Origin of the sequence: Suttonella ornithocola (assembly GCF_001889065.1) — a bacterium.
Taxonomy (GTDB): Bacteria; Pseudomonadota; Gammaproteobacteria; order Cardiobacteriales; family Cardiobacteriaceae; genus Suttonella_A; species Suttonella_A ornithocola.
This window is the reverse complement of sequence record NZ_LWHB01000276.1, coordinates 1-378: the sequence shown is the minus strand read 5'-3', so window position 1 is coordinate 378 and position 378 is coordinate 1. Positions and strand designations below refer to the sequence as shown.

1 pseudogene is annotated in these 378 nt (G+C 38.8%); it reads left to right on the top strand.

Annotated features, from left to right (window positions below):
• Positions 1–95 precede the first annotated feature (95 nt).
• Positions 96–356 (top strand): annotated as a pseudogene (locus tag A5N85_RS13720) (IS630 transposase-related protein); the annotation flags it as partial.
• Between the last annotated feature and the right edge of the window lie 22 nt (positions 357–378).

Below are 378 nucleotides of genomic sequence, written 5' to 3'. Positions count from 1 at the left end.
TATCAAGCAGATATAAAGARCTGATTTGACTATAGTAGAATTATCAAAAACAAACTGAGCATATCCTATGACCTACTGCTAGCCAATTCCGACAAAAAATTCTTAACGATATTGCTAATGGAGAAACTTGGCGCGCTGTTGCAAAGCGCTACAAGATCAGCAAATTCACCGTCTATAGCTGGATTAAAAATCCCCATCCTAAAGGCTTTACTGAGCGTAAGCCCTCAAAGATTGATGATGAAGCCTTGCTTAAGGATATTGAGCAGTATCCTGATGATTACCAATGGGAAAGAGCTAGACGTTTTAATTGCTCGCAATCAGCGATTTGTTATGCTCTAAAGCGACTAAAGATATAGTGCAATCATCTAAAACCCAMCC